Here is a 26,169-nt window from a genome sequence, read left to right as displayed (position 1 = left end):
AATTAATCAGATTGCAATAATTTATGCGTATAAATAACTTTTGAGTGAATTTTTTCAATTTCCAAATTAATAAATGGAGCGCCATGATGACCTTTTCTCTCATCGCTCGAGACCCTGAAACCGGCATGCTGGGGGCAATAACGGCCACTGCGGGACCGGCCGTTGGGGCATTAGTTATTCACGGTCATAGCCAAGTTGGGGCGATTGCTACCCAGGCTATGACCAATCCGCTGTACGGTATCAAGGGGCTGGCGCTGCTTAAACGCGGATACAGCGCCCAGAAAACGCTGGATCTGCTGTTGGCAGACGACCCGGAAAGACAGCGGAGGCAATTGATTATAGTAGATAAATCAGGAAGTACAGCCCATGCCAGCGGCAGTGAGTGTCACGAATGGGTCGGCAGCAGAGGGGTAGATCATGCGGCGGTGGCGGGTAATTTTCTCGGCGGCCCAGAAACCCTAGACAGTCTGATTTCGTCTTATATTAAGAATAAAACGCTGGCTTTTCCCCAGCGCTTGTTGGTCGCGATGCAGGCAGCCGCCGAGCAGGGCGGAGACAGACGCGGACTGAAATCAGCGGCGTTAAAGGTGTGGCACGACAGGGACTATGCGGACATCGACCTGCGTATTGACTGGGCAGACAGGCCACTTGAGGCGATGCAGGAGGTATTAAATGAGGTGCAGGGCGCGAATTATGCGCAATTCTTCGAGCAGTTGCCTAAAGGGCGCGGCCTGATAGATTGACCGCGATGCTTGGCAGAATAAATAAAACTGGCTGCGCACTCAGCGTTTAACGCAGCCCTGGCGAATGTCTTCACACAACAATCTGGCACAGCCCAAACTGAGCTCTTCACGTTTTTGCGCATCGCCAGGTATGCGCGCCATCTGGTCGAGCATACCGACAAAACATTGCCCAACCTGCGTGGCGCTAATATCTTGACGGTAAAGACCGTTTTTCTGCTCTTTGGCAATGTTTTGAGTGATCCAGCTGGCCAGTCCCGCTTTGGTTGCGGTGCAGCCCGGTGGTTGGAAGAAGCCAATTTGGGTCAAATCCGGGTCTTCGGCCAAAAAGTCGAGCAGCATGCGAAAACTCAGCGCCACACGCTCAAATACCTGATCGGCATGCGCTTCGCCTTCAATCAAAAACGTGAGCGTCAGTGCTTCAAGACGCGAACGAAATTCGGTCATCAGGTCATCATAGGCCATCTCTTTGCTTTCGAAATAGCAGTAGAAGGTGGGCTGTGATACACCGGTGGCTTTGACGATATCGCTAACTTTAGTGTTGTGAAAACCCAGCCTTGCAAACTCCGCCGCCGCGTGGCGGCGAAGATTGGCGTGGGTTCTTTCTCCTTTAGAAAGGACAGTACCTTTAGAAAGAGAAGACGATTTATTCTGCATCACGACTTTCATAGATCCTTGAGCGGAGATTTATGCGTTTTCGGTCGCTAATTCACGGTTTGCCGCGCGGCTGGCGACCACCAGAACCAGGCCCAGCAGAGCCAATACGGCACCGGCAGGGGGGATCCACGCATAGGTCAGTCCAGAGCTTATCACACCGCCACCGAGTGCTGCACCCAACGCATTGCCGAGATTAAAGGCACCGATATTTACCGATGACGCCATGCCAGGGGCCTCGTGTGCCGCGTCCATCACGCGCATTTGCAGTGGTGAAATTAATCCGAACGCCATCATTCCCCACAGTACCAGAGAGATTGCCGCGCCGATGTGACTTGTCGCAGAGAACGAAAAGACAAACATCGAAATCGCCAACAGGCTGAAAAACAGGACTAATGTACCGTCAACCGAGCGGTCTACCAGCTTGCCGCTGATGTAGTTACCCAGAGTGAAACCGACACCAATCAGCATCAGCATCGCGGTAACAAATTCACCGGAGGCGTGGGTGAGTTGCTCTAAAATCGGCGTAATGTAGGTATAAAGGGTGAACATTGAACCTGCACCCAATACGGTAGTCGCCAGCGAGCGCAGTACGACCGGACGCACCAGCACCGACAGCTCTTTTTTTACTTCTGGCATTTTGCCGATTTCACCTTTAGGCAATGTTTTGGCCAAGGCAAACAGGGCAATAACCCCCAGTACGGCGGTAGCCGCAAACGTGGTGCGCCAGCCGATAGTTTGACCAATCCAAGTCGCGACCGGGACGCCGCCAATATTTGCGATGGTCAGCCCCATAAACATCAGCGAGACCGCGCTTCCGCGCTTATCGGCAGGCACCAGACTCATGGCGACCAGCGCACCAAATCCGAAGAAGGCGCCGTGTGCCATGCTGGTTACCAGACGAGAAAGCAACAGCAGCGTATAATCTGGCGCGGCGGCAGAGAGAAGGTTGCCGACAATAAAGATGCCCATCAGCATCAGGAGACAGGACTTACGGCGAAAACGACCCAGCACCAGCGTCATCAACGGTGCGCCGACCATAACGCCAATTGCATAGGCGCTAATCAGCAAACCGGCCGTCGGGATTGAAACATCGACGCCTTGGGCAATAGTAGGCAGCAAACCCATGGGCGCGAACTCGGTGGTACCGATCCCAAAAGCACTCAGTGCCAACGCCAACAGTGGCCATTTGGACGACATAATTTCAACCCTCAAAATTTTGGTTAGTTTGTAATAATCATGGTGTGTAGAGAAGCGCGTATAGTGGTGAAACCGGGATAGGTTTCTGTGCTAATTAAAATCTTACTTACTAGTAAACTTACTTGCAAGTAAGATTTGAGGGGTGGCATGTTCATTATGTGCTAAACGGGTTGTGGCTAATTAGTTACCGCGTCACTTAATGCTGTAAGTCGACAATTTCCTGATCCACCCACTGAAGCAGCTGTTTCACTGCTTTGGAGAGGACTTGATTCTGACGCAAAATATAGCCAAGACGGGTGGCGGGGAACTGTGGCAGCGGCGTGACTTGGGTCGTGAGATTGGCTTTGGTACGCAGTGAAAATTCAGGAACAATCGCCACGCCAAATCCGGCCTCAGCCCAGTCGATTTGTGCATCCACGCTGCCCACTTCCATCACGCGGTAGCGCGGTAATTTAAGTAACGGCAGTGCCTGATCGAGCAGGTCACGGGTGCGAGTATCGTGGCCGAGCAGAATAAGTGTGGGCTGGTTGGCGTGCGTTGTATTTTCTGGTTGCTGTTCCTGCTGCCAGGCCTGAAGGTTATTGCCCAACGCGCACCATTTTATTTGCTGCAGCTCGGTGAAATAGAGCGGTTGACTCTCTTTCTGCTCGATAACGAAACCTAAATCTGCTTTAGCATTTTTGACCAGCTCTGATGCCTGCGACGAGGTGGTGTTAAGCAGCGTGAAGTCAATGCCTGGGAACGCTTTCTTAAACAGCTGAAATGGCTTGATCAATAGAAGGCGCGAAATAATATCGCTGGCGGCAATGGTCAGGGTTCCACGACTCTGATCGTTAATGGCATTAAGATCGGCCTGACAAACCTGCAACTCCATCAGCGTCCTCTTGCTGGTATCCAGCAGACGAAATCCCGCCTGGGTTAGCCTGAAGGGATTTCGCTCTATCAGTTTGACCCGCGTATTTTGCTCTAACTGCTTGATATGCAAGCTGACGTTGGGCTGAGTCATGTGTAAAGCGGCGGCGGCCTTGCCAAAATGTTTCAGCTCTGCCAGCGTGACGAAGGTATTTAACCAGTTGATATCTAGCATGTTGTTGACCTTGCGCAGACGAATTCGGTAAATTTCGCCTCTATTATATGAGATTCTTATTGAGATGATAATTATAATTAATTTCTCATATTCAATTCACAGGCATAGCATAGCGCCTTAATCAATGAGGAGAGTTGAGTATGCCGTCGATTGTGGTTGTAGGTGCAAACTGGGGCGATGAAGGCAAAGGCCGCATCGTAGATTTACTGGCAGCAGATGCCGCAGCAAGCGTCCGTTTTCAGGGCGGTAACAACGCGGGTCACACCGTTGTTAACGACTTCGGTACCTTCAAACTGCACCAATTACCGAGCGGCATTTTCAACAAAGACTGCGTTGCGGTTCTCGGTCCGGGCATGGTTATCAGCCCTGCGGCTTTGACTCAGGAAATTGCGGAAGTTCAGGCCGCCGGTGTTGATGTGAAACTGCACATCTCAGACCGCGCAACCCTTTGCTTGCCGCTGCATGCACTTGAAGATACTCTTGAAGAACAACGCCTTGGCGATGCTGCATACGGTTCTACTCGTCAGGGTATTGCGCCCGCTTATGGCGACCGCGTAATGAAAAAAGGCATCCTGATCGGTTGGTTGAACCAGCCTGAAGTGTTGCTGGAACGTATTCAGTTCATGCTCGACTGGAAACTGCCACAGCTAAAAGCGCTGTATCCAAGCTTCGACTTCACCCAAACCGCGGAAGAAATGACCGCATGGCTGCTGGAGGTGACTGCACCGTGGCGCGAATTCATCTGTAACGTAACCGAGCCGCTAAAAGCATTGCAGAAAAAAGATGCTAACCTGCTGTTTGAAGCACAGCTTGGTGCTGGTCGTGACCTGGTTTATGGCGAATATCCGTGGACCACGTCTTCAAACGTGACCGCCGCTTACGCCGGTATCGGCAGTGGTTTACCGGCTCTGCGCCCTGAGCGCGTGATTGCCGTCGCGAAAGCGTTCAGTTCTTCTGTTGGCACGGGTACGCTGGTGACTGCGATGGAAGAGCAGGATAACTTCCGTGAAAACGCCAACGAATTTGGTGCGACCACCGGTCGTCCGCGCGACATGGGTTACTTCGATGCTGTAGCAACGCGCAACGGCGTTGAGTTACAGGCTGCTACCGAAATCGCACTGACCAAAATTGACTGCCTGTCTGGCCTGGCTGACCTGAAAATTTGCGTCGCCTATGCCGGTGAGCACACCGAAAACCCAATCTGGCCGCAAACTGCTGCATTGGCCCCGGTTTACGAGCAGATGGCGTCTTGGGAAGAGGACATCACCGGCTGCCGTACTTTCGAAAGCCTGCCGGTGGCCGCTCAGCGTTACGTTGAGCGCATCGAAGACCTGATGGGCGTTCGCGTCAGCATGGTTTCTGTCGGTCCTGAGCGTGACCAGATGATCAACCGTTAATCCCTCGATTAATCAGTTTGATACTCAGCCCTGCCACTTAGGTGAGCAGGGCTTTTTTATGCCACGCAAACACGGCTCGCCGTTTAGTCCCACCTTGTGTCGATATTACGCTTAACACATTGTCAGTCTGTGCCTTCTTCCGGCAGCACCAGCATGATTTTGTACAGTAAGCTGACCAACGTCTCGCGTTCACTCTCACTCAATACAGAACAAGTTTCATCATCCATTCGACGAAGAATAGCGCGGCCTGGTGCAAGCAACCCCAGTGCATGCTCGGTTAGTGAAATCAGGCTACTGCGTTTGTCGACTGGCGAGGGTTCTCGCTTAATCAACCCGTCGCGCTCCATGCGTGATAACAGCTGAGCCATGCTGGGCTGCACCACGCTTGCGGCTTCAGCGAGCTCTTTTTGCGTCAATTGCCCCCCGTCCTTAAGGGCTACCAAAACCGGAAGCTGAGACGCGGTGATGCCCAAAATCTTAAGTTCATCATCAACCTGTTTTGACATGATGCGGGCAATTCTGTTGATGAGCAGGGTCGGCATTTTGTGCGGGTGCCAGTCGGAAGCTGAATTCATGATCCCTCTTTGCTTCATTTAACCGATGGGTTTGCATTTAAATAGGTGCCTATGTATAAAATATAGGTACCTATTAATATATCTATGTCCATCAAGATAAAGGAGCATGCGTCATGCCGCAACAACCTTCTATTGCTATCGTTGGAGCAGGCCCGGCAGGGTTGACCGCTGCCAATATTTTTCACCGCCACGGTTGGGCCTGTAGCCTCTTTGAAGCCGATGCTTCTGCCACCTCACGCGAGCAGGGAGGTTCGCTGGACCTCCATCCTAATGAAGGGCAGTTGGGGCTGAAAAAAGCCGGGCTGCTCGATGCGTTTCTTGCCGCTGCTCGCCATGAGGATCAGGAGCAGCGGATCGTCGACTATGCGAGTGGAAATCTGGTTTACAAAGAGGTCCCTGAGGTGGGAATGGGCGAAAGGCCTGAGATTGACCGATATCTCCTGCGTCGCCTTCTGCTCCAGCCTTTAGGTGAAAGCGCAATTCACTGGAACACGCCTATAGAAAGAGTTGAATTGACCGCCGATGGCAGGGTTGAGCTGGTGACTAAACTCGGTTCGGCAGGAGTTTTCAATCTGGTAATTGGGGCCGATGGCGCGTGGTCGAAAGTGCGAGCGGCATTAACTGAGGTGCGCCCTGACTATACCGGTGTGACCTTTGTTGAATTGCTTCTGAATGACGTTGACAGGCAATACCCGGTTCAGGCCGAGCTGGTGGGGCATGGTTCGCTATTTTCGTTACATGATGGAATGGGGATAATCGCCCAACGCAATGGAAATGCCACGATCCGGGTTTATGCGGCTTTTCGTACACTGGCTGCAGAAACAAACAGGCCTGATAAAACGCTGTCGAGTATCACTCAACAGCAGCTACTCTCGCGTTTTTCAGGATGGGCACCCTCACTTTTGTCTCTGATTACAACGGCAGAGAAAATAATCGCCGTGCGAGCCATTGTGACTTTACCTGTGATTCAGAATTGGCATCAGCGTGATGGCATAACGCTGATTGGCGATGCAGCACACGTTATGCCGCCGCTCGGAGTAGGAGTAAATCTTGCGATGCTTGATGCAGCAGAGCTTGCGGAAGCACTGGTGCAGGGGGCAGATTGGCGAAAGGCGGTTCGCGCTTTTGAAGAAGCCATGCTCGAACGTTCAAGCCGCATCTCGGTGCAGTGTAATCGCGCGTTTGATCAGATGTTTAGCCGCTCGGGATTGCAAACACTCCTCGATGACGTACAAACGCATCGAGGATGTTAACGCGGTTTAATCTTATGCTTCATCGTCAGATGCGTTGTATACCGCATATTCCAGCGCTTGCAGGTAAGTATCCTGTTGGTCTATATCCTGCTCAGCTTCGATTTTCCTGATTAGGCACAGCAGAATATCTTTATGGCTCACTGCGTCCTGATGTTGTTTGAGTTCATGGCAAATAGACGCGATAACGTCATTATCCGACAGAAGTTCAGGATCGACGGCGTGTATGTGGTCTGCCAGCTTCAATTGGGTAGAAGAAATTTCAAACATTTTATCGGTCTCCATTGTTCCGTCGTAATAGATTAAAAGTTCCGTCGTAGCAGGTTTACAGACCTGTCGCAGTAAGTTCAAGCTAACTTAAGCTGTCACCGGGAGATGCGCTAATACGCCTCTCTCCATCTTACCTTTAAAGTTATACAACATTTTGCCGTTGTACAAATTTATTGTGAATGTTTTGTGCGGTTGGCGGACGAGACACACCTTAAAGATGCCTGCTTGAGAATGTAATGATATTGGCAGATTTTGCGCTAATGTCTGAAATTAAATGTAAAGTTGGAATATTCGTTACTTAAATTTCCAGCGTAATAGTCCACGGTTATTGCTCTCACCGGGCCGGGATAAAAACAAAACATTATCCGTAAATATGTTTAACACTTTGGGTACTTGACCCAACTTTAACTAAACGATATAAGTCCGGCGATGTTAAATATATGGGGATCATGGTGAAGAACATAGCCAATGTATAATTAAATACATAGCGGAAAAAAGAGATGACGTGGTTAATTTGACTAACGTCAGATATTGCTGAGTCTTTGCCAATATTGTCATGTTAAGGATTGATAATAAATACAAACTGTAACCTAATGAAAAAAATAAGTAATGAGCATTTGAGCATTCAATAATGCCATTACTTAACTTTTTATTTACCCGGGAAACAAAAAATTATGATGAATTAAACCTGGTAGGAATATTGAATCAAAAGGTTCGTAATGAACGGTGTCATATAAAATTCATTGGACTCTTTATCTAGTATGTTATTTGTTTTTTTTCATTCAGGACCGCAAGAGCATGTCTAAAAATAGTGTAAATAACAGGCGCGACTTTATAAAAAATGTCTTTGTTGCAGCCCCGGCTATCGCGCTTTTCGGTAGTCAAACACCCTATGCCGTGGCGTCACAAGCTACGTCAACGCAGTTATCAACCCCGGATAACTACACGCCACTTTACTTTAAGAAAGAGGAGTGGCTATTTATCTCGGCAGCCGTCGATTGTCTGATCCCTCACGATGATAATGGACCTGGTGCTCTGGAAACAGACGTCCCCATATTTATCGATCGACAAATGTTTGGTTACTTTGGCCACGCTGCCAGCTGGTATATGGAAGGTCCTTTTGACCCCTCTGCAGCGCCGGACCGTGGCTACCAGCTACCTCTCACCCCCCAGCAGCTTTATCGACTGGGGATTGAGGAAACCAATCATTATTGTCTGAACACCTATAAAAAAATATTTGCAGAGTTGAGTACCGAACAAAAATGCGCAGTATTGGCAGGGCTGGAAAAACATGACATCACCTCCTCCCGTTTGCCTTTGGATATCTTCTTTTCTTTCTTGTTAGACAATACGAAAGAGGGGTATTTCGCCGATCCTATTCACGGTGGCAATAAAGATATGCAGTCCTGGAAAATGATCGGTTATCCGGGTGCCCGAGCTTCCTACCTCGAATGGGTGGATAAATATAATGTCCACTATCCGGTTGGACCGGTTAGTCTGAAAGGGGCTGAACGCTAATGTCAAAAATAACGCATAAAAAAGTGGACGTCGTTCTTGTTGGCCTGGGCTGGACCAGCTCAGTCATGGCAATGGAATTAGCCTCAACCGGACTTGAGATGCTGGCGTTAGAACGCGGCGAGGATCGCGATACCGTACCTGATTTCGCCTACCCCAAGATGGCCGATGAGTTGAGCTATGCGGTTCGTCTGAAACTGATGCAGAATCTTTCCAGCGGCACGGTGACCGTGCGGCGTAACGAACAAGAAACTGCGCTGCCTTATCGGTCAATGGGCGCTTTTCTGCCGGGTACCGGCGTTGGCGGTTCGGGTATTCACTGGGGAGCCTATACCTTTCGCCCGCTGCCGGCAGAATTGAGGTTGCGCAGTTACGTTAAAGAGACGTTTGGCGAAGAGACGATCCCTGCTGATATGACCATTCAGGATTTTCCGGTTGGTTATGATGAAATCGAACCCTATCTCACCCGCTTTGAGCAGATAGTGGGAGTATCTGGTCAGGCTGGAAACCTGAATGGGCAGAAATTGGCCGGTGGTAATCCGTTTGAAGGATACCGTTCGGCGCCTTTACCGCTACCACCGTTAAAGAAAACCTACAATGTCAGCATGTTTGAGCAGACTGCTCGCTCAATGGGTTATCATCCGTACCCAACGCCTGCGGGCATTGCCTCCGAGGCCTATACCAACCCTTATGGCATGCAACTCGGCCCCTGTAATTTTTGCGGTTTCTGCGACCATTATGGCTGCTTAAACTATTCCAAGGCTTCACCGCAAACCTGCGTGCTGGACGCGCTTAAGCGCCATAAAAACTTTAATTATAAAACCGGCTGTGAGGTGACGCGTGTCAACCTGGACAGCACCGGTAAAAAAGCGACTGGCGTCACTTACATCGATACGCAGGGCAATGAAGTAGAACAACCCGCCGATTTGGTTATCCTGGGTGCATTCCCGTTCAGCAATGTCAGATTATTGCTCCTGTCGGGTATTGGGGAACCTTATAATCCAGCCAAAAAGAGCGGTGTAGTAGGGCGTAACTTTGCGTACCAGAGTACCGGCTCGGCAACCCTGACTTTCCCGGATAAAGACTTCAATACTTTCATCGGCGCTGGCGCTAACTCGGTCGGCATTGATGACTTTGCCACCAGCCAGATAGATTTCAAAAAAGAAGGATTTATTGGCGGAGCTATCATCAAGTCCTCACAAAGCGGGAGTGGCCCGATTAAAGGCACTCCGGTTCCTGCAGGCACGCCAAAATGGGGCTCGGCCTGGAAGAAGGCGGTCAAGGATAATTATGGCCACACCATGAGCGTTGAAGTACACGGCAGCAACATGTCCTATAAAGACAATTATCTTGACCTCGATCCCACGTATAAAGACCGCTATGGCAATGCGTTATTGCGCATGAATTTTAATTGGCATGATAACGATATGAAAATGCTGGCTTTCATGAAGGCACGCGTCGAAGAAATTGCCGGAAAAATGAATGCCTCCAGCGTCACAACCTCCTTTAAGAAAGTCGGTGAGCAGTTTGACGTCAGGCCCTATCAAACTACTCACGTGGTCGGGGGCGCGGTAATGGGTGATCATCCGTCTAACAGCGTCGTCAATAAATATATGCAAAGCTGGGACGTGCCTAACCTTTTTGTCATTGGCGCCAGCGCCTTCCCGCAAAATATTCAGTACAACCCAACCGGTCTTGTAGGTGCACTCACGCTTTATTCTGCAAAAGCGATTCGTGAGCAATACCTAAAATCCCATGCTCCGCTCGTAGAATTAGTTTGAGAAGACGCCATGAAGAAAATCACAGCTCCACTCTTTTTCGCCCTGGCGTCCAGTGTCTTGAGTTATGCCGCTTTCGCTGACACTGGCAATAACAGCGCGTTAATTAAACAAGGTGAATACGTTGCCAGAACAGGTGACTGTATGGCGTGCCACACCGTGGGTAATGCAAAACCTTACAGCGGCGGCCTCGGAATTAAGAGTCCGTTTGGGATTATTTACTCTACCAATATTTCACCGGATCCTAAATTTGGCATCGGTAATTATACCGAGCAGCAGTTTGCGGACGCGGTGCGCAAAGGTGTGCGCAAAGACGGCTCTTATCTTTATCCCGCTATGCCATACCCGTCTTACGCCAAAATGACCGATCAAGACATTCATGCTCTGTATGTTTATTTTATGCACGGCGTACAACCGGCAGCAGAGCAACCTAAGCAAACCGACCTGAGTTTTCCCTTCAATCAGCGTTGGGGCATTATGTTTTGGGATAAATTATTCACCCGCGATGGCGCGTTTACGCCAACCGCAAACCGCAGTGATGAAATTAATCGCGGAGCCTATTTAGTGCAGGCTGCGGGGCACTGCGGCAGTTGCCACACGCCGCGCGCTATTTCCATGCAGGAAAAAGCTTACGACGATGGCAGCGACCAGTTTCTGGCAGGCACCGAGTTGAACGGTTGGAATGTGCCAAGCCTGCGTGCCGGAGGTGACGGAAGTAAAGGTATTGACGGTTGGAGTGTGCAGGAAATTGTTGATTATCTGCAAACAGGTCGTAATCAGCACGCCGCAGTAGGGGGGGAAATGACGGCGGTTATTCAGCACAGCACCAGCCACATGACCGATGCAGACGTTAAGGCTATCGCAGAATATTTGAAGACTCTGCCGCAGAAGTATTCAGCCAATGAAAGTAAATCATTCTCTGAGGATGCGCGTACGAAAACCGAAAATCAGTTAACTCAGGCCACGGACCTTACTGCTGGGCAACGTGTTTATCTGGATAACTGCGCCGCGTGCCACTTTGTGACCGGCAAAGGGGCCTCGGGTGTATTCCCACCGTTGGCGGGAAATGCATTGGCCAGCGCTGAAAATCCCACAGGATTGGTTTCTATTATCCTCAACGGTTCTCGCTTGCCGACTACGCCAAAGGCACCTACGCAGCTGGCAATGCCTGATTTCGGATGGCGTTTGACGGATGCTCAAGTTGCCGACCTAGCGACCTTCATCCGCAGCGGTTGGGGCAACAGTCAAGCGGCGGTCAGCGCCTCTGAGGTGAAAAAGATCAGAGCACAGCTTCGCGCACCCGATGTGACCTCTAAACCGATGGATTTGGACGGTGTAAAACACTATTCAGCGCAAAAACCGCAATAACCCCACTCCGCGCCCTGTAATGCAGGGCGCGATATCTAGCGCTTTTGTTTAGCACATTTTCACCCGCATCAAATCGCTAAATCGCGTGGTATAGGCGGGCGATAACATGTCGCGCTTCATCTCCCAGCTTTTGGTCATACCCTGGCCAGCAAACCAGACGCGGCCTGTCCCTTTCTCGTGGATATGGTCCAGCGCCGCCATTAACTGCGTGCTGTTGGCTCGCGGAGGGTGTTGGTCAAACAGGCCAAGTTGGGCAACGCCTTGGTTATAAAAGTCACCGAGCATTACGCCGCATTTTTGGAAACGATGACCCTCCTGCCAAACTGAATCAAGGCATTGGGTTGCGGCAGCGATAATGTCGCGCGTGTCCTGCGTCGGGATGTCGATGCGCGTGGACGCTATCTTACCGTAGTAAATCTCGCCCGGCGCGAACGGGCTGGTCTTGATAAAAGCGGAGATATGGCGGCAGTACTGCTCCTCTTTCCTGAGCTTTTCGGCGGCGCGAGACGCATGGCTGCAAATCGCTTCTCGCATCAGCGCATAGTGGGTGACACGATCGCCAAATGAACGCGAACAGACAATTTGCTGTTTGGTCGGTGCAATGTCCTCCATTTCAAGACAAGGTTCGCCGCGCAGTTCACGCACGGTTCTTTCGAGTACCACGCTGAAATGTTGGCGGATCAGGCTGGTTGGAGCATCGGCGAGATCCAGCGCCGTTTTTATCCCCATTGCGTTCAACTTTTTAGAGATCCTTCTCCCGACGCCCCACACCTCTTCAACTCCAACCCGCGCCATCAGGCCGCGTTGCCGCTCAGGCAGTGAAAGGTCTATCACGCCCTCTGCTTTAGTCCACTTTTTGGCGGCAAAATTCGCTAGTTTTGCTATGTAACACTGCTGTTCTACACTCAATTAAAAATCCAGTTACATCAGTACATCTGCCATATGCTGCCAGCATTAGAGGAGAGGTATATATGTTTCGGTTACGTCGCGGTAGCGGTGATTTTCTCTTTCATGTAACAGATTCTCAGGGGTTGCCACATTTACCGTTGACGGTTTATGCGTGCCGAGCCGACAGGTACCTTTCACCAGCCACAGTTAAAGCTTATCTCAGGCATCTTCTGGCATTTTTTTCCTGGGCTGGACAGGATGAAACAGTCAAACGCCAGCATTGGGATTTGCTGGGCAACAGTAGTCAGGTCCGTGCTGTGCTCGAACATTTCCTGACAACCCAGCTGCACTGTACCCTGTTTTTCGCACGCGATCTGTCAGGAGAAGATATCCGCAAGGTGCAGGTTACTTGGGGAAAAGCCCACCGGATAAATCATCTGTTAGCAGCGCTGCGATCTTTTTATCAGTTGCTCATCTCAATGCAGCTGTATTCCCATCTTCACCCTCTTGATTTACCCCAAGCCAAAAATATGATTGCCGAAATCCGGCTGCAGCATCTTGATGACTTTGTGAGAATAAATCAGCGTCCGCCGATGCCATCAGACAGTGGCATTGACCACTGGCGTCCTCTCAGGCTGACCTCTTCGTATTACAGAATTAAAGATAATCAATGGATACCTGAGTATCTGGATGATCCGAAACTGATGGGGCATGTGCTGGCCTCGGGCGAACAGGCCGGCTGGAACCTACAGGATATAGCGCTCGTGAGAATACTTTTCGATACGGGTTGCAGAATACACGAAGCCTGCGCGCTGACCATGCATGACTGGAAGGTCAGCGGTTTTCGCAACATGTTCTTGTCTATGAGTAAAGGCAGTCGTGGGAAGCGGGTCAAGAATATCATCATCACGGATAAAACATTGAAGGTGCTGCTGCGCTATATCAGAAATGACAGGCCTGAACTGCTGCCATATCTCAACGGGCGCAGCGCTTTGCCTCCCGAAAATGTTCACCGGCTACCTCTTTTTTGTACAAAAAGAGGTCATCCACTGACACCGGACAACTTTAGGCGTTACCGGTGGACGCCTGTCCTGGCCGCAGTCGGGCTTAAGATACGCACTCACCAGGTTCGACACTGGTTTGTCACGATGGCACTTAACGAGATCCACCGTAACGCCGTTTCAGAGGCTGATCTTCTGCAGAAACGCACCGCCCTGCAGGTTTTAATGGGATGGAGATCCAATATGTTGCCAGCTTATGATCAAGCCCGACAGCGTCATGATTTGCCTTTGCTAGCGAGTGCGATACACACGTACATCGAAGACAAGCAGTTGGAGGCTCAGGCAGCTTCTGATGTGCCAGATTCCGAGGAAAGTCAGGGCTCGCTGATGCTAAAAGAAATGTTTGGTGGAAACTATGAGCGCTGATACTCAACAGGTTATACGGCTGCGTCATACATTATTTTGTGAACTCACTCAGCGCGAAGAACGAGGAAATTGGTTTAGGGTTGAAGACTTACCGGTTACCCGCGTCGGGCGGCCTGCACTGAAAAGAGCGTTGATGCCTTACATCGATAATGTTATGGCTCAACTGCTGGGTACCACACCCGTGTCTAATCAGATGTTTCTCGCATGGGAGCGTCAATATCTGACATTTGATTTTTTCATCCGATGCAGCAGATATGGACTGGAGATTAAATACCGATACATCATTTACTGCATTGAGGATGGACTTAGAAACAACAGTGAAAATTATATACTAAAGATAAGACAGCAGTGTTGTGCTGCAGATAAAGATATTTCCAGACTTGCTGAAAGTATTAAACTAAAGGAACCTGTTGTTGAACCTGGCGTATTCTCTGGCTCCATTTTACGCCTGCAGTCGGATGAGCGTAAAAATGTCATCTATAAATTCTACGACTTTTATAAAACGCTGGCTGAACCTTTTAAAACCTCAGAAATATCAGAGCGCTTCGGTATAGATTTACATATTATATCAAAGTATGGGTGTAGTTACGTTAGCGAACTCGCTGTTCTTCTCATTGACGAAGATGTTTCTGATGATTTGGCCTACTTTGAATGGAACAGAACGGCAACGACCTTCAAGCACTCACTGCAAAATACAGCAAGGGCAAAAGAAGTCGGTGAGAAAAAAGCGGCTCTTGCTATTGAATATTTAAGCAGGAACAAACGAGAAGTGACATATTCAGAAATAACCACTCTGGTCTGCCTTGATCATCGATTGGTTAAAAGAGCGGTGGATCAATGGGAAAAACGCACGGATACCAAATTGGTAAAGAAAGATGCATGGAAGACAATCTCGCTGGATGAGTTGATCGCCACACTCGACCCGGCTCTGCGTACTATACCGCTGACGTTTCTGGACTCGCCTGCAACAGGTAAACCAATGACCGATGCACAGATACGTATGATTTACGAGATTAAACAACCTGGACTGAGGAACACGGCCTTTTTTATTATGGCGACCTGTTACACTAACAGAAGTAATGACATTACTTTTTTTTATTACATGCCGCGATTTCTTAACGCAATCGGCCTGGATGACATAAATCAGTTTGACTGTGAGACCTTTTTCAAAGCGTACCATCAGGGCGATCTAATCCCGGAAGATAACATAGGTCAGCGAGCCAGAATAATTCAGACATATTTTCGGTTGCTCGTCAAACAAGGGGATTATTTCAGCAAACTTAACACAGACCAGCGAGAGAAATTTGCTCCCTTTGCGCTGTCGCGCGTGTCCGACGATTTATTTTGGAAAAAATCCACCCTGCACAGAGAAGTCTCTCAGGATCAAAAAAATAAAAGAAAGTCTAAAACAGCTGTCCTTCATCAGAAATTTTATTTTCTTCGCGATTTTGTCGAAAGAAGAAAGTTGCAGATTAACAGGCTACATCAGGAGATACAAAAGGCGTTTAAGCGCTTTGAAAAATCAGGAAAAAAGACGCCGCTGATTTTTGAGTATACAGAATCTGTTGTCATGGAAAACAGAGGCGAGCAGGCATATACACACAGGTTCAAAGTCTGGGATGCGAGGTTATTGAGGCAGGCACATGAACATGTTGCTGAAGCAAGAACTTATCGCTACCGTGATATTAATTCGCATCACACTATTCACGACACTGATGCAAAATTCACTACTTATGAGGGAAGCTACGATAAACATCTCCAGCCCGTTGAAGGACTGTGGTTCACTGAACTGATCACGCTTGCCGCGCTAACGGGCTCTCCTTCGGATAAAATAACTGCCCGATACGGGATATCAAAAGCGACTTTTCAGGGCCCTATTACCACGCCCCACGGATATACGACCAGCCGGTGGCAACACTTATTAAGTAAAGATTTAGGGCTGATATTTATTCCTGTTGAAATTTTGATGGTCGATGCCCTGCTGGCGCACTCTGTTGTACAGATCATGTCAAAGACAGGGGCTCGGGCACATGAATTTTTGCAGATAAGGTTAACTCCGGAACATCTTTACCGGATAAATCTGGCGGAAAATAAAGAGTGCATCCTATTTAACGCTGTTCCCAAAGGGAGATTAAAAGAGGAACCTTTTTATATTGATAATAAGTGCATGGAAAGTCTTTATGAATGGTGGAGTTATCAGAGAAGCAGATCGCAGACTTTCCCCGTAATTAAAGCAGCAGCATGCCTAGGACCAAAATTAAAGTCTGCAAGCTACCTCTGGCAAAATGATGAAAAACATTTTACACAGAAAGACATCAACGGTGCACTTTCCGTTATGCTCCATGGACTTTCCCTAAAAACGCCTGCCGGTCAGCCTGTAAAAGTCACCAGCCATCTGCTCAGGCATAGTTTTGCAACAGAGATGCGTACGCTTAATACACCACTAGATGTGCTGGCTCTGTTGATGAAGCAAAAAGATGTCAAAGTTACGGAGTATTATGCCAGGCATACACCCTCTCAACTGGTCGAGCTGCAGCAGCAAATTTTCACTCAGCGGCATGACTTTTCCAAACATCATATCCGCACGAAAGTCGATATAGCCCAGCAACTGACAGAGGCTGTCGGTAAGGTGGGAGCGCTGATACCCGTTACGGGTGGATGTTGCACAATTGCGAATGCGTGCCCGGCCAAGTTTGCCTGTATTGGTTGTGCGGGGAATGCCCCCGATCCCGCAAGACGCGGTGACGTCCTAGTGTACAGAGATGCTTGGGTAAAGATGGCTGAGCTTGCCGGACAGCAGAATTTGCCAGCAGAAAAGAGAAAAGCTCACGAAATTATTGGCAGCTGTGACGACATGCTGGAAGAAATGGATTTGATTGAGCAGGTCGATATCATTAAGCGTAACCTGCAGTCCTCATCCTGACTCACGAGAGGTTGACGGTATGACAAAGAAAAACATGAGCGGTATTTATACTTGGCAACGAAAGCGCGTTGAAAATAGCGTATCGCTAGTCAAGCGTGCTATTGATGAACTCTTAGTAGGAAAGCTGAGGGTCAGCCTGACAACGATTGTTCAGGCATCAAGGAAAATAGATCCTGCGGGGAAAGGTGTGTCAGCCTCCACCATACTGCGGAATAAGCAATGCTATGGGCTATACAAAAAAAGTTCTGTACCGAAAAAAGATAATCAAAAAAAGCGTTCCGCCTTGAGCGCTGTGCTTGATGATCCAACGGCGTCAGAACTACGGCGGGCTTATCTGCTTGCTGGCAAAAGTAAAACAATTCTCATTACGACCATTGTATTACTTGAGCGCGAACTAAAAACTAGTGAAACGCAGAACAGTAATCTGCGGGAGAAAATACTTTCGTTGCTTTTGCCTGAGCCAGCTAATCGCTCTAACTAACCGTCCAACCAGATGTGATCCAACGCTTCCGTTGCGTACGAATGATAGCGCGCATCCTGTGTAGGTATAATTGGCCTTGCACATGTTGGCATAGCTAGTGATACATTTTCACCGTTCACAATTTACGTCAGAGAACACGTGCCTTAGGAATATCTGCCCAGCATGTTGTCCACCCTGGAGAAAGCATATCACGTTTCATTTTCCACTCTGTATTGATACCCTGTCCCGCAAACCATACATTTCCCAGCCCTGAATGGTTGATATCATCAAGTATTTTCATCAACTGCGCACTATTTCTTCTGGGTTGACGCTCGTCAAAAAGGTTAAGCTGGTTGACGCCATTCGGAGTGAAATCATCAAGCGTGATACCTGCTTTCATATACCGGCGGCCTTCCAGCCAGATGCAGTCAAGTAATCGCATAGCGGCCTCAATGATGTCTCGGGTGTCTTGGGTGGGAATAGCAAGTTTCTCACCGGCGCTGTTGCCGTAAAACACCTCGCCCTGAGCGTGCGGAGAAGTCCTGATGAAGACACCAATATGGCGACAGTTCTGATTCTCTCCGCGGAGTTTTTCTGCGGCACGCGTGGCGTACTGGCACAGCGCTTGTTGCATAGACACCTTTGAAGTAATGCGCTCGCCAAAAGAACGAGAGCAGACGATCTGTTGTTTTGCTGGCGGCATCTCCTCAAGTGGAATACACGATTCTCCGTTCAACTCGCGCACAGTTCGCTCAAGAACAACACTGAAGTTTTTACGGATAAGTGCAGGGTTGACGCGCGCCAGTTGCAGAGCAGTTTCGATGCCCATCAGATTCAGCCGCTTGCCAATGCGCCGACCTACACCCCATATCTCTTCTACGGGCTGACTAGCCAAAAGAGTTTCTGTACGCTTCGGATTTTGTGGAGTTAGTGCGAGTACACCGTGGAATTGCTTCCACTCTTTACTTGCCCATTGTGCTGATTTTGATAGGGTTTTAGTAGGGCCCAGGCCACATCCCACAATTAATCCTGTTGTGGCCAGCACGTGGGATCGCAGGCGTCGGCCAAAGTGCTCAAAGTCCTCACACCCATCGATACCAGTGAGATCCAGAAACATCTCGTCAATTGAATATGGCTCAACTTTTGGCGTCATTTCCTCAAGTGCAGACATTACTCTTTGGCTAAGGCTATGATAAAGAGCATAATTTGAACTGAACACGTATACCTTTTCCGGATAGTCCTGAATCTTGACCTGAAACCAAGGGACACCCATTTTAATACCCAGCGCCTTAGCTCCAGCTGAACGGGCGATGACGCAGCCATCATTATTGCTGAGAACCACTATAGGTTTACCGCGCAGATCAGGGCGGAAAAGTGCTTCACAGCTCGCGTAAAATGAGTTGACGTCAGCCAAGCCAAACATGGGCATGATCACCTCCGACGTGCACGGGTACTGTTAAAAAACCATGTAACGACGCCAAGTAGCTGCAGTTCATCGGGATAAATCACAGAGTATGCCGCGTTCATAGGCAGTAGAGCGACGCGAGGATGCAATTGCAGGCGCTTGACTGTGAATTCGCCGCCGACTTCCGCGATGACAATATCGCCATGTGCAGCTTCCTCAGCGCGATCAACAACCATAACATCCCCGTCAAAAAGGCCGAGTTCCTCCATACTACTGCCGCTGGCGCGCACAAAGAACGTCGAGGCACGTCTGCGGATACATAGCTCATTCAGGTCAAGTTCTTTCTCCACGTAGTCCTGAGCAGGGGAAGGGAAACCGGCAGCGCAGGATTCCGCAAAGAGCGGAATTCTGACCTGTGGCGTAAACATAGGTGGCCATAACAGCGTAATCCCCTGAGTGTATGGAAGTTTTTTCATACTAGGGGGGCCTGGACGTGAAACAGCAATGGCATTAATGGTGATAGTTCAAGATACATAAATCGCTCCAATAAAGCTGTATATAAACACAGTATTATCGAGAGTGAATGTTCTTGCAACAGCATTGAAATGACGTAATCCGGAAAACAACTGCAGGCCGTTGAGGCATCGGAGAATTTTTCTTTTTTTTGGCTGGCCGTATTGTGATCACCTTGATGCTGTCAGATACCATCGTCGGTCAATAATCGCCTTTACCTGCGTAACCGCCAGTTGTAGGTAATGTTGCTGATGTGAGGCCAACGAGAGTGTACAGCAAGGAGCCTAAACGACCTTTTTCCTATAGGGCCGTATTAGAGTCGACACTATAACGCAGACAAAGCGCCATGATGTTGGCATCTGGCTGAGAAGCCAGAAGAACAAGTTCAATACGGAGTGACATGAAAACCCCTCCCCCAAGGCATAATCTTCCCCAGATTAAGTGGTGCTATATCTCCGGTAAGTACATAAGTACAGCGGGGAAAAAGGTGGGAACATTCTGCTCAATATGATGTTGGTCTGTTGCCTGTATACCATGGGATTTATCAGAAGTTAACTTTCAATACTGATTGCTTGATAATTACACTGGTTAAATATCCAGATAAAAGAGTTCACTCCGGGTCAAATGAGTGATAAGGTTTCACCAATAAGACCCAAGGAGGCATTATGTCTGAATTTGAATTGCTGGCGCAAGACTTGCTGGAAAAAGCAGAGATAGAAGAAAAACAGCAACAGGAAAATGACAAGGTTCTGATTGAACGGGTTCTGGAAATTTATGACCAGAAGTACGTTGCTGAGCTGCTCAGAAAAGTAGGTAAAAACGAATGGAGCAGGGAAACGCTTAACCGCTGGATAAATGGCAAATGTGCACCAAAGTCACTGACCTCTTCAGAGGATTCTCTTCTCAAGAGAATGCTGCCAGAACCATCTGCGCATCACCCAAATTATGCGTTCCGCTTTATCGATCTGTTTGCGGGAATCGGCGGTATTCGTAAAGGCTTTGAAGGGATCGGCGGCCAGTGCGTCTTTACCAGCGAATGGAACAAAGAGGCTGTACGCACGTATAAAGCGAACTGGTATAACGACGAAAAGGCACATACGTTCAATCTTGATATCCGGGAGGTCACCCTTAGTGACAAATCTGATGTATCCGAGAGCGATGCTTACGCGCATATTGATGATAATGTGCCGGATCATGACGTGCTACTGGCCGGTTTCCCCTGTCAGCCATTCAGTCTTGCAGGCGTAAGCAAAAAAAACTCTCTGGGTCGTGCGCATGGTTTCGAGTGTGAGGCGCAAGGCACGCTTTTCTTTGACGTTGCCCGTATTATCAAGGCCAAGAAGCCCGCCATTTTTGTGCTCGAAAACGTCAAGAACCTGAAAAGCCATGATAAAGGAAAGACCTTCAAAGTCATCATGGAGACACTTGATGAACTGGGTTATGAAGTGGCCGATGCCGAAGATATGGGGAAGGGGGATCCTAAAGTTATCGATGGAAAGAATTTCCTCCCTCAGCATCGTGAGCGTATCGTTTTGGTAGGGTTTCGGCGTGACCTGAATATCCATCATGGTTTCACCCTGCGTGACATCAGCCGTTTGTATCCGGAGCGACGTCCTGCGTTTGGCGATTTGCTGGAACCCGTAGTGGACAGCAAATATATTTTGACGCCTAAGCTCTGGGAATACCTCTACAATTACGCCAAAAAGCATGCTGCGAAAGGAAATGGTTTTGGCTTTGGCTTAGTTGATCCGACAAATCCTGATAGCGTAGCCCGAACGCTTTCGGCTCGTTATCACAAAGACGGATCGGAAATTCTCATAGATCGCGGATGGAACATGGACACGGGTGAAACTGATTTTTCGGATGAGGCTAATCAGGTTCTTCGCCCTAGAAGGCTTACGCCACGCGAATGCGCGCGCCTGATGGGCTTTGAAAAGCCAGGCGAAAAACCATTCCGCATTCCGGTTTCTGATACGCAGTCTTACCGCCAATTTGGTAACTCTGTCGTCGTTCCGGTCTTTGAAGCAGTGGCGAAACTTCTGGAGCCATATATCCGTAAGGCTGTTTTCTCTAGAGATTTAAGCCGGGAGGCTTTCACGGAAGATCTACGTAAAGGCCAGTAACTTCTGCAATAAATGCACCTAGTGTCATTAGATCATTCCTCACTGGCTCTGGGTATTTTTTATGTAAAGACGAAGGCACCACCAGTTTTACACCCGCCTCCTGCATTTCTTTGTACTGAGCTACTGAGACTCCTTCCTGAAGGGTAAATAGGTGAACCTGCCTGATTTTATCAGCCTCGTTCAGGATCTGGCGCCAGCGGTCTTTACAGGTCGTTTTGACCGCTAGCATTCGCAGTTTTTCCTCTGGATATGCGGCGTTATGATACGCTTCAGATGACGGAAACAGGAAGTCAGGTTTTTTATTTCCTTCAGTCACTGCCTGGGTGGCGAAATGCCTCAGCCCATGTTCAATAAAAAGATGTTCGAGGTGAAGCTCAAGTGACTTGCCCGCCCTTGATTTTCTGCGATTACTGACGGAGTTGGCCAGCGCGACAAAGTCATCGACAGAGCCAAAGCCTTTCAGAATAACATCCAGTACGTGCATCTCTTCAACCAGCAGAAAAATATCGTATTCTACTCGGCGGCGGTCTATAAGCTGCTCATCAGGGTCGTCAGAATCTTTTGTAAAATGGTCAGTTGCATACCGGATAATATCGCTACCTGACGGGAATTGTTGCTTCCAGGCATCAGGCAGCGTGTATTTACCACGGACCGACTCATGCTGCAGCGAAAGGCCGCCCACAATTTCACTTGCCGGACCGAATAAGTAGGTACCAGGCAGGATTTCTCCCATTGCCGACTCAATAACTTCCTCTTCATCAGGGTTAACACATACCCAAATATCTACGTTTGAACAGTCTTCTGCCTGGTCTTTGAAACTAAAGGCAAGAATTGCCAACGCCCCAGTATTATCAGGATTCTGTAGCGGGCTCGCTTTCCCCCCCCAGCGCGTGATCCTTTTTTCATTACGGGTACCACCAGTAGCGCGGTTATTGTAATACGTTACACGAACCTGACTATCCGGGCAGTCATGCGACGAAACATGGGCGGTGAAAAGTAATGAAGGATTAGATTTATCTATATGATTAATTGAAGGAAAAAGCTTGTCGATTATAGATCTGGGCATATAAAGTCCGACCTGATGGCTGCGAGTTGCGCCTGTGTCATTGGCCGATAGCCTTTTTACGTAAATGAAATTGTTTAATTCTGCTTTCTCAAGCAGCCAGTTATGAAAATCCGACATAAGTATCCTTTCCTTGGTTCAGATAAATTTTAGTTATTGATTTTTCCATACTAACTCAGGTGCAACCAGCACTGTTTCACCTATACATCGAAGTCATTATCTGACAAATACATCAAAACATCAGCCATTTTCGACTCGCCGGCAAACTGGTTCGGCTGGGCAACTAGTTGGTTAGCTTGGTCTTATCGTGAGAAGCGGAGCTTCTAATCAATCGGCTGGCGTGTATGAAAAAATCCAGATTAGCTTTTGTAAGGGGAAAAGCCTCTTGTAAGCGAAAAGGGGAAGATAAGCGATGTCACCACTGACGATAAAGACCGAAGGGTTACGTGTCTGGGTGACTTCAGTGCAATTATTAGAGTCGTAAGCGCCGCTGATTGTCCGATGGATTTGGTGGATTAGTTGCAGAAATGCACCCGAATCAGTCGTGCTGTAAAGGGGAAGCCAGCAAAGAAAACTCCGTGAGCATTGACTTCGATCACAAGGTTAGGTTTTTGCCAGACGCAGCGCATTTCCTGCCGGCGCCTTTTCACCTTCCACTTCCCTTAACCTAAGACGTATAAGTCTGAGGAATCGTTCGTCAACTTGGAAATCTCATCTCGTATGGTTTTCAAAAATAAGGGACAGATTGGCTCGCGATGATCTTCTCTCAATGCCCAGCGAGAAAAAATCTACGATTAGCGTTGGTTGGGAGGGTTTGAGTGGAGGCTGTAACCAGTTTCCATTGACAGAGCATATGGTCGCCTGAAACCGTTTCAGACAAACATAATATAAGTGATCTTAAAGGCATAGCGAGTGATTTGAATTGACAAAAGGTATGCGTTAGCATAAAAAAGCAGCTTATACAATAAGTAAGAGACTCGTTTTTACACCTTGGTCAGTTTCATGTTTAAAGCCGCCACTATTAAAGCAAAGGAATCCTGATGTATATAAGTCGAATGAGTATTACTAATTTTAGAAATTTTCACAGGTCACAGTTTATTTTTAATAAAGGTGTTAATACGCTACTTGGTGAGAATGGGGCTGGTAAGACAAATGCTTTTCATGCCTTAAGGCTTTTGTTGGATGATTCTCTTTCAAGAAACTCAACAAAACTGAAAGATAGTGATTTCTGTCGAAAGCTAGCGAAATGGAAAGGCCATTGGATCATAATTTCGATTGAATTAAATGATTTATCCTCACATGAAAGTATTAGAACACTCAAACATCTTACCGGACATATGAGTGAGGAAAATGAAGGCACGTTGAGCTTATTTTTCAGACCAAGCTATAAATTCAGAAAAGCATTATATGACAAAAGCGGTGATTCCAATGCTATATCAGAAGTTCTAAGCAGGATAACCATTGAAGATTATGAGACAATTCTAACTGGAAGAGCAAGGGCGGATTTTTTAGAAGATGAAACTTACTCGAATCTGGTAGGAAACTTTAAAGAAAATATATTTCCTGATCCCGATGAAGAAAATTATGATTCATTTGGGACTAAAGTCTACCCAATTCATGATGAAATTTCCTTTACTTTCATTAAAGCATTACGTGATGTGGTATCAGATCTTAAAAACTACAGAATTAGTCCCCTGCTAGCGCTATTGAAAGACTTAGGGGAAAAACTGCCTTCTGAAGATTCGGATAAAATAGTAAATAAAGTGACAGAGCTTAATAATTTAATTTCTGGACTGGATGAGGTAAAGCGCGTCTCTAACGGTGTTCAAAATACTTTAAATAAAACAATAGGTTACACATTCTCTCCATTGATTGATATTGAATCTTCTCTACCTGAGGATATTGAAGAACTGGTTCAAAAGCTATCTCTAGTTGTTGGAGATACTTATAATGGTGGTTATAAAGGAGACATCAATGAACTGAGCTTAGGTGGCGCTAATCTAATTTATATGGCATTAAAACTTTATGAATATGAAGTGAAGCAAAGTTATGATAAAGCAGCTCAAATACTTTTAATTGAAGAACCAGAAGCGCACATACATACACATATCCAGAAAACACTTTTTGAAAAATATTCAGATGATAAAACGCAGGTTTTCTTGACAACACATTCAGCACAAATATCGTCAGTATCAAAAATATCGAATATGAACATTTTATCACTTCGTAGGGGTATCGCTGATGTTTTCCAGCCGAATGAAGGATTAGAACCACACGAGTGCAATCGTATTGAGCGGTACCTTAACGCCACAAGGTCAACACTCCTTTTCGCAAAAGGTGTCATACTGGTTGAAGGCGATGCAGAACTGATACTAATTCCAGCGATGGTTAAGAAAGTTTTTGGTTTGTCTTTAGATGAATTGGGGCTTAGTCTAATTAGCATGGATAGCGCTTTTTTTGACCATATCTCCAAGCTTTTCCATGCACTAAGGATTCGTAAACGGTGCGCAATCATAACTGATCTGGATAAGTCTTTTGTTCAATTACCAGTAGACGGCACTGAAGACGATGATGTAATGAAAGGATACCGGAACTCAGAGGTTGCCGGTGCTCAACGAAAGCAAATCCTCGATGAAGCTATACTCCATAATGAATTTATTTCTGCCCATTATGCAGAACATACTTTTGAAGTCGATTTTTTGAAAAATAATAATGCTCACGAATATAAAAATACACTAGATAAAATTTACAAACGGTCTTCTGACATAGAAAAAAGCAGTGTATTGTTAGATGACTACGAAAATGAAAATGCTGCAGTTGAAGTATTAAGATTAGCAAAAAAAGAGGGGAAAGGATGGTTAGCGATTCTTGTAGCTGAGGAAGTTAGTGCTCTAACACTTATTCCAGATTACATACTTAAAGCAATTTCATATTCTCTTGATCCTGACTTATCTGATTCTGTGCTAAAAAAAATGTGCGTTTACAGGTTGAATAACGATACTTTCTATAAACAGGAGCAAAGAAAAGCAAAAGATTTTTTCAAAACTAAGACTGATGACAATAGTTACATAGACTATTATATCAACACCCTTCCTGACGATGATGTCAGTAAACTTATTAAATATTTCGATGGATATAACTCATGAAACTGAGTGATGAGCAGTTGACCGCAGTATCCTATCCGGGAAATGTATATGTATCGGCATGCCCTGGAAGTGGTAAAACACGAGCACTTACTGCAAAGATCATTGCAACAATTAGTCAAAATCATCCTATAAAAAAAATTTTGGCTTTAACGTATACTAATAGAGCTGCAGATGAGATAGAGAAAAGGATTGACCAGTTACTCACGAATGGTGAAGAATCTTTATGGGCGGGTACTATTCATTCCTTTGCTTTGGAATGGATACTCAAACCTTATGCCAGCTACATTCCTGAGATTAATAATGGATTTTCAATCATTGATGAGTATGAAGCTTCAAATGTTATTTTTGAATTAAAAAAAGAAAAGAAATTAAAGTTTAATGATAAAT

The 26,169-nt window shown here is 47.3% G+C and carries 20 protein-coding genes and 1 pseudogene; 12 read left to right on the top strand and 9 right to left on the bottom strand.

Features of this window, described 5'->3' with window-relative positions; genetic code table 11:
- Window positions 1-83: 83 nt before the first annotated feature.
- Window positions 84-743, top strand: a complete 660-nt coding sequence (locus tag BS639_RS01960) for a DUF1028 domain-containing protein (protein WP_324187996.1) — start codon at window positions 84-86, stop codon at window positions 741-743.
- Between the two features lie 39 nt (window positions 744-782).
- On the opposite strand, the gene BS639_RS01955 is transcribed toward BS639_RS01960, so the two are convergent.
- From BS639_RS01955 to BS639_RS01945, 3 genes are all read right to left on the bottom strand, one after another.
- On the bottom strand, window positions 783-1,397 hold the full coding sequence (locus tag BS639_RS01955) for a TetR/AcrR family transcriptional regulator (RefSeq protein ID WP_055773722.1): 615 nt from the start codon (window positions 1,395-1,397) through the stop codon (window positions 783-785).
- 30 nt (window positions 1,398-1,427) lie between these two features.
- Window positions 1,428-2,594 carry an MFS transporter gene (locus tag BS639_RS01950; protein WP_084982116.1) on the bottom strand — a complete coding sequence of 389 codons (1,167 nt, stop codon included), beginning with the start codon at window positions 2,592-2,594 and terminating at the stop codon, window positions 1,428-1,430.
- A gap of 196 nt (window positions 2,595-2,790) precedes the next feature.
- Window positions 2,791-3,681: a LysR family transcriptional regulator gene (locus tag BS639_RS01945; protein ID WP_055773661.1), complete on the bottom strand. Its 891-nt coding sequence runs from the start codon at window positions 3,679-3,681 to the stop codon at window positions 2,791-2,793.
- A 140-nt stretch (window positions 3,682-3,821) separates the two neighbouring features.
- On the opposite strand from BS639_RS01945, the gene BS639_RS01940 reads away from it, so the two are divergent.
- Window positions 3,822-5,078: an adenylosuccinate synthase gene (locus BS639_RS01940; RefSeq protein ID WP_055773660.1), complete on the top strand. Its 1,257-nt coding sequence runs from the start codon at window positions 3,822-3,824 to the stop codon at window positions 5,076-5,078.
- A gap of 122 nt (window positions 5,079-5,200) precedes the next feature.
- Here BS639_RS01940 and BS639_RS01935 read toward each other — a convergent pair whose 3' ends face one another.
- Window positions 5,201-5,653: a MarR family winged helix-turn-helix transcriptional regulator gene (locus BS639_RS01935; protein WP_206601144.1), complete on the bottom strand. Its 453-nt coding sequence runs from the start codon at window positions 5,651-5,653 to the stop codon at window positions 5,201-5,203.
- 113 nt (window positions 5,654-5,766) lie between these two features.
- On the opposite strand from BS639_RS01935, the gene BS639_RS01930 reads away from it, so the two are divergent.
- Window positions 5,767-6,906, top strand: coding sequence for an FAD-dependent oxidoreductase (locus BS639_RS01930; RefSeq protein ID WP_084982115.1), 1,140 nt, complete (start codon window positions 5,767-5,769; stop codon window positions 6,904-6,906).
- Between the two features lie 12 nt (window positions 6,907-6,918).
- Here BS639_RS01930 and BS639_RS01925 read toward each other — a convergent pair whose 3' ends face one another.
- Window positions 6,919-7,173 (bottom strand): biofilm development regulator YmgB/AriR family protein, encoded by a 255-nt coding sequence (locus BS639_RS01925; protein WP_055773657.1) that lies wholly within the window; start codon window positions 7,171-7,173, stop codon window positions 6,919-6,921.
- Window positions 7,174-7,971: 798 nt separating this feature from the next.
- Between BS639_RS01925 and BS639_RS01920 the strand changes: the two genes are divergently transcribed.
- The 3 genes from BS639_RS01920 to BS639_RS01910 are packed head-to-tail and all read left to right on the top strand — an operon-like array spanning window position 7,972 to window position 11,834.
- Window positions 7,972-8,691: a gluconate 2-dehydrogenase subunit 3 family protein gene (locus BS639_RS01920; protein WP_084982114.1), complete on the top strand. Its 720-nt coding sequence runs from the start codon at window positions 7,972-7,974 to the stop codon at window positions 8,689-8,691.
- Entirely contained in the window at window positions 8,691-10,469 is a 1,779-nt protein-coding gene (locus BS639_RS01915; protein WP_055773655.1) for a GMC family oxidoreductase, read from the top strand. Before BS639_RS01920 ends, BS639_RS01915 begins: the two co-directional genes overlap by 1 nt.
- Before the next feature lie 9 nt (window positions 10,470-10,478).
- Entirely contained in the window at window positions 10,479-11,834 is a 1,356-nt protein-coding gene (locus tag BS639_RS01910; RefSeq protein ID WP_084982113.1) for a cytochrome c, read from the top strand.
- A 48-nt stretch (window positions 11,835-11,882) separates the two neighbouring features.
- Here BS639_RS01910 and umuC (BS639_RS01905) read toward each other — a convergent pair.
- Window positions 11,883-12,719: pseudogene (gene umuC, locus BS639_RS01905) on the bottom strand (translesion error-prone DNA polymerase V subunit UmuC); the annotation flags it as partial.
- 86 nt (window positions 12,720-12,805) lie between these two features.
- On the opposite strand from umuC (BS639_RS01905), the gene BS639_RS01900 reads away from it, so the two are divergent.
- Genes BS639_RS01900 through BS639_RS01890 form a run of 3 tightly spaced genes read left to right on the top strand, consistent with a single transcriptional unit; the run spans window position 12,806 to window position 17,553 of the window.
- Window positions 12,806-14,149, top strand: a complete 1,344-nt coding sequence (locus tag BS639_RS01900) for a tyrosine-type recombinase/integrase (RefSeq protein WP_084982111.1) — start codon at window positions 12,806-12,808, stop codon at window positions 14,147-14,149.
- Window positions 14,139-17,072 carry a site-specific integrase gene (locus BS639_RS01895; RefSeq protein WP_084982110.1) on the top strand — a complete coding sequence of 978 codons (2,934 nt, stop codon included), beginning with the start codon at window positions 14,139-14,141 and terminating at the stop codon, window positions 17,070-17,072. The genes BS639_RS01900 and BS639_RS01895 overlap by 11 nt, the downstream gene beginning before the upstream one ends.
- Before the next feature lie 19 nt (window positions 17,073-17,091).
- Window positions 17,092-17,553, top strand: coding sequence for a hypothetical protein (locus BS639_RS01890; RefSeq protein ID WP_084982109.1), 462 nt, complete (start codon window positions 17,092-17,094; stop codon window positions 17,551-17,553).
- A 127-nt stretch (window positions 17,554-17,680) separates the two neighbouring features.
- On the opposite strand, the gene umuC (BS639_RS01885) is transcribed toward BS639_RS01890, so the two are convergent.
- Window positions 17,681-18,955, bottom strand: coding sequence for a translesion error-prone DNA polymerase V subunit UmuC (gene umuC, locus BS639_RS01885; protein WP_084982181.1), 1,275 nt, complete (start codon window positions 18,953-18,955; stop codon window positions 17,681-17,683).
- A gap of 8 nt (window positions 18,956-18,963) precedes the next feature.
- Window positions 18,964-19,365: a translesion error-prone DNA polymerase V autoproteolytic subunit gene (gene umuD, locus BS639_RS01880; RefSeq protein WP_173882061.1), complete on the bottom strand. Its 402-nt coding sequence runs from the start codon at window positions 19,363-19,365 to the stop codon at window positions 18,964-18,966.
- Window positions 19,366-20,115: 750 nt separating this feature from the next.
- On the opposite strand from umuD, the gene BS639_RS01875 reads away from it, so the two are divergent.
- The gene (locus tag BS639_RS01875; RefSeq protein ID WP_084982107.1) at window positions 20,116-21,573 is read left to right on the top strand and encodes a DNA cytosine methyltransferase; all 1,458 of its coding nucleotides are present in this window, start codon (window positions 20,116-20,118) and stop codon (window positions 21,571-21,573) included.
- Here the strand turns inward: BS639_RS01875 and BS639_RS01870 are convergent.
- The gene (locus BS639_RS01870) at window positions 21,545-22,756 is read right to left on the bottom strand and encodes a type II restriction endonuclease (protein ID WP_084982106.1); all 1,212 of its coding nucleotides are present in this window, start codon (window positions 22,754-22,756) and stop codon (window positions 21,545-21,547) included. The two genes, BS639_RS01875 and BS639_RS01870, sit on opposite strands and share 29 nt — an antisense overlap.
- 920 nt (window positions 22,757-23,676) lie before the next feature.
- On the opposite strand from BS639_RS01870, the gene BS639_RS01865 reads away from it, so the two are divergent.
- The gene (locus BS639_RS01865; RefSeq protein ID WP_084982105.1) at window positions 23,677-25,782 is read left to right on the top strand and encodes an ATP-dependent nuclease; all 2,106 of its coding nucleotides are present in this window, start codon (window positions 23,677-23,679) and stop codon (window positions 25,780-25,782) included.
- Window positions 25,779-26,169 (top strand): UvrD-helicase domain-containing protein (locus tag BS639_RS01860; protein WP_158086915.1); only part of this gene is annotated, 391 nt, incomplete at its 3' end. The genes BS639_RS01865 and BS639_RS01860, both read left to right, overlap by 4 nt.

This window comes from Rouxiella silvae, from assembly GCF_002093625.1.
GTDB classification, from domain to species: domain Bacteria; phylum Pseudomonadota; class Gammaproteobacteria; order Enterobacterales; family Enterobacteriaceae; genus Rouxiella; species Rouxiella silvae.
Note: the sequence above shows the minus strand (reverse complement) of the source record. Positions and strands in the feature narration are given on the sequence as shown.